The sequence below is a fragment of the Flavobacterium aquidurense genome, assembly GCF_002217195.1.
Taxonomy (GTDB): Bacteria; Bacteroidota; Bacteroidia; order Flavobacteriales; family Flavobacteriaceae; genus Flavobacterium; species Flavobacterium frigidimaris.
This window is the reverse complement of sequence record NZ_MUGR01000068.1, coordinates 1-7,541: the sequence shown is the minus strand read 5'-3', so window position 1 is coordinate 7,541 and position 7,541 is coordinate 1. Positions and strand designations below refer to the sequence as shown.

The 7,541-nt window shown below is 34.7% G+C and carries 11 protein-coding genes and 1 tRNA gene; 5 read left to right on the top strand and 7 right to left on the bottom strand.

Annotation, left to right across the window (positions count from 1 at the left end; genetic code table 11):
• Window positions 1-139: 139 nt before the first annotated feature.
• From B0A67_RS23915 to B0A67_RS23905, 3 genes are read right to left on the bottom strand one after another with little or no spacing between them, the layout of a single operon-like run.
• On the bottom strand, window positions 140-1,165 hold the full coding sequence (locus tag B0A67_RS23915; RefSeq protein WP_084074697.1) for an oxidoreductase: 1,026 nt from the start codon (window positions 1,163-1,165) through the stop codon (window positions 140-142).
• Between the two features lie 20 nt (window positions 1,166-1,185).
• The gene (locus tag B0A67_RS23910; RefSeq protein WP_072965223.1) at window positions 1,186-1,782 is read right to left on the bottom strand and encodes a hypothetical protein; all 597 of its coding nucleotides are present in this window, start codon (window positions 1,780-1,782) and stop codon (window positions 1,186-1,188) included.
• Window positions 1,769-2,197, bottom strand: a complete 429-nt coding sequence (locus tag B0A67_RS23905) for a hypothetical protein (RefSeq protein ID WP_072965224.1) — start codon at window positions 2,195-2,197, stop codon at window positions 1,769-1,771. The genes B0A67_RS23910 and B0A67_RS23905 overlap by 14 nt, the downstream gene beginning before the upstream one ends.
• A gap of 192 nt (window positions 2,198-2,389) precedes the next feature.
• On the opposite strand from B0A67_RS23905, the gene B0A67_RS25080 reads away from it, so the two are divergent.
• Window positions 2,390-2,566 carry a hypothetical protein gene (locus B0A67_RS25080; RefSeq protein ID WP_207557385.1) on the top strand — a complete coding sequence of 59 codons (177 nt, stop codon included), beginning with the start codon at window positions 2,390-2,392 and terminating at the stop codon, window positions 2,564-2,566.
• A 70-nt stretch (window positions 2,567-2,636) separates the two neighbouring features.
• Here B0A67_RS25080 and B0A67_RS23900 read toward each other — a convergent pair whose 3' ends face one another.
• Both B0A67_RS23900 and B0A67_RS23895 read right to left on the bottom strand, forming a co-directional pair.
• Complete coding sequence (locus tag B0A67_RS23900) at window positions 2,637-3,044, bottom strand: hypothetical protein (protein WP_072965225.1); 408 nt, start codon at window positions 3,042-3,044, stop codon at window positions 2,637-2,639.
• 155 nt (window positions 3,045-3,199) lie between these two features.
• Window positions 3,200-3,273: transfer RNA gene (locus tag B0A67_RS23895), tRNA-Ala, on the bottom strand.
• A 107-nt stretch (window positions 3,274-3,380) separates the two neighbouring features.
• Here B0A67_RS23895 and B0A67_RS23890 point away from each other — a divergent pair.
• From B0A67_RS23890 to B0A67_RS23880, 4 genes are all read left to right on the top strand, one after another.
• Entirely contained in the window at window positions 3,381-4,145 is a 765-nt protein-coding gene (locus B0A67_RS23890) for an enoyl-CoA hydratase/isomerase family protein (protein WP_072965226.1), read from the top strand.
• Between the two features lie 190 nt (window positions 4,146-4,335).
• Complete coding sequence (locus B0A67_RS25075; RefSeq protein ID WP_207557384.1) at window positions 4,336-4,512, top strand: hypothetical protein; 177 nt, start codon at window positions 4,336-4,338, stop codon at window positions 4,510-4,512.
• A 31-nt stretch (window positions 4,513-4,543) separates the two neighbouring features.
• Window positions 4,544-4,996, top strand: a complete 453-nt coding sequence (locus B0A67_RS23885; RefSeq protein ID WP_072965227.1) for a 6-pyruvoyl trahydropterin synthase family protein — start codon at window positions 4,544-4,546, stop codon at window positions 4,994-4,996.
• A 97-nt stretch (window positions 4,997-5,093) separates the two neighbouring features.
• The gene (locus B0A67_RS23880) at window positions 5,094-5,834 is read left to right on the top strand and encodes a UDP-2,3-diacylglucosamine diphosphatase (RefSeq protein ID WP_072965228.1); all 741 of its coding nucleotides are present in this window, start codon (window positions 5,094-5,096) and stop codon (window positions 5,832-5,834) included.
• Between the two features lie 3 nt (window positions 5,835-5,837).
• Here the strand turns inward: B0A67_RS23880 and B0A67_RS23875 are convergent, their stop codons facing one another.
• Both B0A67_RS23875 and B0A67_RS23870 read right to left on the bottom strand, forming a co-directional pair.
• Window positions 5,838-7,049, bottom strand: coding sequence for a cytochrome c3 family protein (locus B0A67_RS23875; RefSeq protein WP_072965229.1), 1,212 nt, complete (start codon window positions 7,047-7,049; stop codon window positions 5,838-5,840).
• Window positions 7,050-7,132: 83 nt separating this feature from the next.
• Window positions 7,133-7,489, bottom strand: a complete 357-nt coding sequence (locus tag B0A67_RS23870; RefSeq protein WP_072965230.1) for a hypothetical protein — start codon at window positions 7,487-7,489, stop codon at window positions 7,133-7,135.
• Window positions 7,490-7,541: the final 52 nt, after the last annotated feature.

The window sequence follows — 7,541 nt, the reverse complement described above, 5'->3', positions numbered from 1 at the left end:
AAGATATGTCCAGACGGTAGGATGGAAGCGGTATCCTTTTTATTCGCTTTTTTGCGGATAAAAAGATAAAGCTGAGAGCGGGACAACTGGTCTTTTTGAAAACCAATTTTTCTGCTCCTGATTTTTTTAAATAATTACTTTAATGACGGTTATCGCATTGAATATAAATGTCTTCGTTTGATTTGTCGATCAATGATATAGCAGAACAGCCGAAGGACTCGTATTGAAACCCAAAAACAACCGGAGGCTTATTTTTGAAGAGTTTACCTGTATATTGAACCGCAACTTCATCGTCTGCACTGTTTAGAGGAGCAGGTGAGGTGCCCTCGCTTTCGATAAACATTTTTTCAGTAATAACCTCTTTTGTGTTGGCATCGATTACCAATAAACGTCTGGAGCCCACTTCTGTATTGTTTAGATATTCCTGCAGGAAATAGTGATATTCTTCTGTTTTATAAGAATAGGTATTTCCGGGAGTTTTATTTTTTAAGAGTGCAAGATCTTTTTTCTTTATTGCTTTTGAAGGAAATTCTTTGGCTGAAATTTTCTTCCAGACAATTGGTGTTAATGGTTTATTGGTAAAAGGATTTTCTTTACCCACATATGCCAAAACATCGCTATAATAATCGCTGAACCCTTTTAGTGATTGCGCATTGATTTCGAATCCAATCATGTAATCGTACCAGTGATAAGGCCAGGCGTCTTCTGACGAATAAGGATTTAGGAATGCAGCAGTTTTTAGGTTTTTTATAGAAAAGGCGGCCAATTTGTTTTTTGAATAGTCGTAGACAAACAGAGAATCTGTTTCGGATGTATTGGTTTCTGTCAAAAAACGTTTCCTGTATTTGCTGTCGATTGTAAAATATCCGGCCGCTTTTATTCCCATTTTTTCTACTTCCGGCAAAATAAGTTTATCGTTGTCTTTGCCATTTAGCGGATAAATATCGGAAAGCGAAACAAAGGCTACATCGCTGCTGTCTCTGTAAGTAAGACGGAATAGGTTTATGCTTTCTTTTCTTGGAGTTTCTTCTTCGGCTTGTACGGAATCATTTATAGCGGCTGTCGTTTTTGCTGATTGCGGTTTGTTATTTTTCGTTTCTTTCTTGTTGCAAGACAGTAGAGAAAGTAATGAAGCTATGAAAATGATGTAAATTTTGGTATTCATAAAATTCTTTTATTTTAAATTTAATTGGGTTTTATTGCAATAATATTACCGGTGGTTTTGTCTAAAGTTATGGTTTTGTTTGGTCCGCCATAAAATAAGGTCAGCGTCAGAGTACTGTCGGTTTCATTTCTGAAAATGATATCTTTCGCAAATCTGATTTTGGCATTTGTGTCGTCATTCATAAGCTGATAATCGGTACTTTTTAATATTCTTTTTTCCAATAAACCATGTTTTTTTATTACTTCAAGCCATGGCGGTGCCATCACACTGTAGCCTACGATTTGAGCCCTGTAGTTTTCATTTAGATTTTTATCGATAAGCAATCCTAGCGATGTAGTCGAAAGTATCCAGGCATAAAAAGGGATCATCATGGGCAAAATGCTAAGTACTATGGTCAATATAATTCCTGTCAAAAGTAATTTGGCCATCAGTTTTTTCCAAAACATTACAATTACCACAAAAGAAGTCACAAACCAGAGCCAATATAAAACCACGTCACTGTAATAACCTCTTAGGCTAATGAATTTAAAATAATACAGTAAGCAATCCAGGGCCAGAAGTAAACTAAGGATCAAATAAACTCTTAAAACTAATGTGGATTTTTTATTTGGGCTCATAGTTTTTCAAGATGTAATTTAAACCAAAAACGGTAGGAATAGATAAAACCAGAATAGGCAAAGCAGAAACCGAAAATGTATAAAGAAGTTCTTCCTTGAAAGTATAGGTGCTCCAGGACGATTCTCTATCGACAAAAACGGTATAATTCCAGAAAAACCAAACCGAAATAAAGAGTATCAGTTCGATCGTAATTTTTAGGGATTTGTTTTTAAGTAACGAAACCAGCAGAAATAAAAAGGTTAAGAAAACAGTTGTAAACAAAGACATTAAATACGCATCATCAAAAAATGAAGCATCGGGATTGCCGCTTGACATTCTGTCGGAAAAATTTCCTACTGACCAGTAAATCTCTAAAATAGTAGTGAAGAAAATTAATAAACCAATGGAGAGGCTTTTCTTTAATTGTTTAATCATTTTGTTTTTTGGAATAGTCTTTTAGAAGTTTTAAATATAAAAAAGATTTCTGACAAAAATCAAAACTCTTATCTGCCTACGAAACAAATTGTGTTCCTTTTTTGGATTCTGATTTTTTATAATGTTCATTTTTAACGTTTTGATAATATTTCGAAGCCTCAAAAAGCTTATATTTAGTTAAAATTAAAGACTATGGAAATCAATTGGGTTATAATAGGAATTTTAGTTGTAGTAGTAATTGTTTTAGTTGCATTTATTACAAAGAAGAATCAGAAAGAGAAAAAGAAACTTACGGATTTATTGAATAATGATTTTAAAAAACCGGATGAAGATGAAATAGATTTCGAGGATTCTGCGAATGAAAAATAAGGATAGGCATAAAAATAAAAAACCCTTGCAGGATTGAATCTGCAAGGGTTTTACTTTAGTATAGAAAGTATTAAATTTTGGTAAATGTTCCTGTAAAGAAACCCGTAATGTCAATTTTTCTTTCAGATATCTGGATGATACTAAATTTCATTCGGTATTCATTGTCGTAGTTGTACTTTAAGCTGTAATAATTCGCATAGGCGGTTTCCTGAATGTTTGGGTTTCCAAAATTCTTCTCATAATAGGCAATTTCTTCATTAGCCGAATTAACGGGATTTCCGTATTCATTAAAAATCAGATTATTTCGTGTGACTATTATTTTATCACCCTGATTATTAGTCCAGGTTCCCAATAACCAACCTGGAGGATCAAAATACATATAAGTATCGTCGTTAAAAATATCCTCTTCGTAATTGGTGTCATCTTTAGAACAAGAAGTAATAAAGATCAAAGCAAATAATAAAATTAGTTTTTTCATGTCTTATTTATTTTGCACAAATAAATGAAGAGAAAAATTATAAAACAGACCGTATAAGTTTTAATTTTAATACTTTAAGACAATTTATAAGAATGGTAAGGAAGAAATAAAAAAAACAAAACCCTTGTGAAGATTACAAGGGTTTCGTTTTTTTGTGGAGAATACCGGATTCGAACCGGTCACCTCTTGCCTGCCAGGCAAGCGCTCTAGCCAAATGAGCTAATCCCCCAAAGCGATAGCAAATAAAGTCAATTATTTTTCAAAAAACAAATTTCAAATCACGTTCAGGTAAAATTATTTTTCAAAACCGTAACTTTACGATCAAATCTATTTTTTATGAGTTCAGAAAATCAAAACGGTTCTTTACAGACTACTTTTAATAATGCAGTTGCTACGGTGCAATTTGGTCATCCTGCAAGCAATTCTTTTCCAAGGAAATTGTTGGATCGCTTGACCAGCGAAATCAATTCTTTAAGTTTAAATGAAAGTGTTTCAGTTATCGTTTTGCAGAGTGAAGGTCTAAAGGTTTTTTGTTCAGGCGCCTCGTTTGATGAACTTTTACAGGTAGAAAATGAGGAACAGGGAACAGCATTTTTCTCCGGTTTTGCACATTTACTGAACGCAATGAGAAATTGTTCTAAACTCATTATAGGGCGTGTTCAGGGAAAAGCCGTTGGCGGAGGCGTTGGAATTATTGCTGCCTGCGATTATGTTTTGGCGACTCCGGAAAGTGCTGTAAAATTATCTGAATTAGCGATTGGTATTGGTCCGTTTGTGATTGAGCCTGCCGTTTCGCGTAAAATAGGAAAAGCTGCAATGGCCGAAATGACTTTGGCAGCGCACGAATGGAAATCGGCAGAATGGGCTTTAGAGAATAAATTATTTTCTGAGATTCATCAGGCGGAAAATCTCGATAATGCTGTGGTAAATTTTGCCCAAAAATTAAGTGCATACAATCCGGAAGCATTATCAGAAATGAAAAAGATTATCTGGGAAGGGACAGAGCGTTGGGAATCGCTGCTTATAGAACGTGCCGCTATTACAGGAAAGTTGGTTTTATCTGATTTTTCGAGAAATGCGCTGACGCAGTTTAAAAAATAAAACTTAACGTTTGACGTTTGTTTAAACACATAGAAACATAGCCCAAACTGTGTTGGAAAAAGGCGTTTCACTTGCATTAATCAACAATAGGCTATGTTTTAAAAGCATGCTTTTTTGTTAATCTTTTCAGAAGAAAAACAATCTATGTTTCTATGTGTTTAAAACAATTTTACAAGATAAATAAAATAATATGTATATCATTTCATTATTTCAGAAAATAGATGTTGCGGAGAAAATTAAAACCGCTCCGGATGACAGTTATCAGATTGGAGTTCTCATTGGATCGTTTCTTCCTTTCGTTTTTTTGATCGGAATTGCGTATTGGATGTATAACAGAGCTAAAAAAAGAGATGAAAACGGTTATTAATTTGTAAATTTGTAACCTAAAATTCAAATCGATGAGTAATATCAGAATTACAAAACAATTTAGTTTCGAAACCGGACATGCTTTGTACGGTTACGACGGAAAATGTAAAAACGTTCACGGGCACAGTTATAAATTATCGGTAACGGTTATTGGTTCGCCAATCACGGATCGATCGAATGTAAAATTCGGAATGGTGATCGATTTTTCGGATCTAAAGAAAATTGTAAAAGAAGAAATCGTGGATCAGTTTGATCATGCGACGGTTTTTAATGAAACGACTCCGCATATCGAATTGGCAAATGAATTAAAAAATCGTGGTCATCACGTGATTTTAGTAGATTATCAGCCAACAAGCGAAAATATGGTCGTTGATTTTGCAGATCGTATTGTTGCGCGTTTGCCCAATGATATTTCTCTTTTCTCGCTTAAACTTCAGGAAACAGAATCTTCGTTTGCAGAATGGTACGCGAGTGATAATATTTAATCCCAATTTTTTAAATTCCAAATTCCAATTCTTCTAGTTCGCTCAGAATGAAGCTAGCCAGGGTGAAGTCTAATAGTCTAACAATCTAATAATCTAAATGAAAAAAGTATATTTCGCTTCTGATCAGCATTTTGGAGCTCCAACTCCTGAGTTGAGTTTACCGCGCGAACAAAAGTTTGTAGCGTGGCTAGATGTTGTAAAACAAGATGCCGAAGCTATTTTTTTATTGGGCGATTTGTTTGATTTCTGGTTCGAATATAAAACAGTTGTGCCAAAAGGATTTGTGCGTGTTTTAGGGAAATTAGCCGAAATTCGTGATAGTGGAATCCCAATTTATTTTTTCGTAGGCAATCACGATCTATGGATGAATGATTACTTTCAAACCGAATTGAATATTCCGGTTTATCATGATAATAAAGAATTTACTTTTAACGGAAAAACATTTCTGATTGGTCACGGCGACGGAAAAGGCCCCGGTGACAAAGGGTATAAGCGCATGAAAAAGGTGTTTACAAATCCGTTTTCTAAATGGCTTTTCCGTTGGCTGCATCCTGATGTTGGTGTCAGTTTAGCGCAATATCTGTCTGTTAAAAATAAACTGATTTCAGGTGCTGAAGATGTAAAATTTTTAGGGGAAGAAAATGAATGGCTGGTTTTATACGCCAAACGTAAACTGGAAACCAAACATTATAATTACTTTATTTTTGGTCATCGTCATTTGCCTATGATCATAGAGGTTGGGCAAGATGCCAAATATGTAAATCTGGGTGACTGGATTGGTTACTTTACGTACGGTGTTTTTGATGGAGAAACTTTTGAACTCCAGAAATTCGAATAATAATTACTTTTTGTTCGTTGGATAAATCCCAATTTTGTGGGTTCTCAGAATATAATTCGACATTTCTTTATCGTTAGAAGCCTGAAATTTAATAGCATTCGACATTGTTTTAGGCATATGGCATTCGACACAATTATTGGCAAGTACAGTTGCTGAGGTCGTTTTTGATGTTGCCGCATTGTGCTGAATTCCCTGATGACAGCTCATGCAAATTTTAGAATAACTTGCGAGGTTTCCGGAAGCATTCGCGTGCGGATTATGGCATGTCATGCAATCCATGGTTTCGCTTTTCTTGAAACATTTACTTTGAGCCAATAATCCTAACTGATTCCCGTGCACATCAAAATGAGCATTTTCTTCTGATCCGGGGATTCCTCTAAAATAATCTAGTAAATCATCACCGGGTTTGAATTGAAAACGTGATTTTACTTTTAATTTGTCATTTCCGGAATGGCAGATCGCACAAGCATCGATTTTTTGCTGACGGTTGAGGTTTTTAAACGAAGTTATATTTTGAGCAATTTTTAGGTCAGGAAATTTTAAATGTTTCTGAACATGCTGCTTCGCCGGACCATGACAGCGTTCACAGTCAATTCCGTAAACGATAGTATTGGGATCCATAAAATCCTCCACTTCCATATTCATAAAATTGATGCTGTCTGAGCTTGTAGTGACGTATCTGCTGGCGATATTAGAGCTATGGCAAGCATAACATTCTTTTCCTATTTTTCTCCCAAAATTTGCAACTGTAGCAGAGTATCCCGGACTTGTTGCCCAGCTATTTAAGGATTTATAGTAAGAGACAGGGAGTTCATAAGTATAATGATCTTTCCAGAAAGCACTTGTCTGAGCGTGTTTCGTTCCAAAAAGAACATCAAAAGAGTGGGCTTCAACTTCTTTTCCGTTTTTATAAAGTACCTGATAAAGCGTGTCGTTGCGTTCTTCCATCACCAATTTTGTGTCTTTGTCATAAACAAAGGTATTCTGACCCTTTGTAAAATGACCTAAAATATTTTCTTTGGTAGCAGGAGAAGTAGCTTTGAAATGAGAGCTGTGAAAAGCGGTTTCGTATTGTATTTTATGACATTGAATACAGCTTTCAGAACCGGCGTAATCAGTTCCTCGTGGGTCAATGTAATTGTCAGATTCGTTCTTGCAGCCCGTTAGAAAAGCCAACAAAACAACAAGAGTAAAAAGAATGCGGTTTTTTTTCATTGCTGTAAATATACTTTTTTTTGAATAAAATCAAAATATATTTCAATAATGAAAAGATGTTGTTAAAATGTTTAGAATGCTTTTTAATTTAAGCCAACTCCGTAAACATATTCGTCAAGTTCGATTCTGAATAAGGAACCTTCGACTAAATCCTTAATCGATTTTAGTTCTTTTACAGAAACGGCGAGGTCTATTGCTGCACACGGGGTTTTAAGTAAGAATTTGTGACAAGAGTTTTTTAGTTCACAAGCTTCGCAACACGCATTTTCGATCATGCTGTCTTCGATTAAATCGCAAAAATAATTGAGCTCCTGAACCGTAAAATAGAATCCGGTTTCCTTAAAAACTAACTGTACTTTATCCGTTATAGTTTCGTTTTCTTTTTTCCAGTAAAAGGCAATTCCGAAATTATTATGGTATAATTGTTCTATTTCTCTCATTACAAAATCTTTTATTTCAACAAATATAATTATTATTTATATTAATTCTAAA

Bases quoted from the DNA above. Each gene is read 5' to 3' on its own strand.
- B0A67_RS23915 (WP_084074697.1), bottom strand. From the start codon at position 1,165: ATGAATACCAAAATTTACATCATTTTCATAGCTTCATTACTTTCTCTA.
- B0A67_RS25080 (WP_207557385.1), top strand. From the start codon at position 2,390: ATGGAAATCAATTGGGTTATAATAGGAATTTTAGTTGTAGTAGTAATT.
- B0A67_RS23880 (WP_072965228.1), top strand. From the start codon at position 5,094: ATGAAAAAAGTATATTTCGCTTCTGATCAGCATTTTGGAGCTCCAACT.
- B0A67_RS23910 (WP_072965223.1), bottom strand. From the start codon at position 1,782: ATGAGCCCAAATAAAAAATCCACATTAGTTTTAAGAGTTTATTTGATC.
- B0A67_RS23875 (WP_072965229.1), bottom strand. From the start codon at position 7,049: ATGAAAAAAAACCGCATTCTTTTTACTCTTGTTGTTTTGTTGGCTTTT.
- B0A67_RS25075 (WP_207557384.1), top strand. From the start codon at position 4,336: ATGTATATCATTTCATTATTTCAGAAAATAGATGTTGCGGAGAAAATT.
- B0A67_RS23890 (WP_072965226.1), top strand. From the start codon at position 3,381: ATGAGTTCAGAAAATCAAAACGGTTCTTTACAGACTACTTTTAATAAT.
- B0A67_RS23870 (WP_072965230.1), bottom strand. From the start codon at position 7,489: ATGAGAGAAATAGAACAATTATACCATAATAATTTCGGAATTGCCTTT.
- B0A67_RS23900 (WP_072965225.1), bottom strand. From the start codon at position 3,044: ATGAAAAAACTAATTTTATTATTTGCTTTGATCTTTATTACTTCTTGT.
- B0A67_RS23905 (WP_072965224.1), bottom strand. From the start codon at position 2,197: ATGATTAAACAATTAAAGAAAAGCCTCTCCATTGGTTTATTAATTTTC.
- B0A67_RS23885 (WP_072965227.1), top strand. From the start codon at position 4,544: ATGAGTAATATCAGAATTACAAAACAATTTAGTTTCGAAACCGGACAT.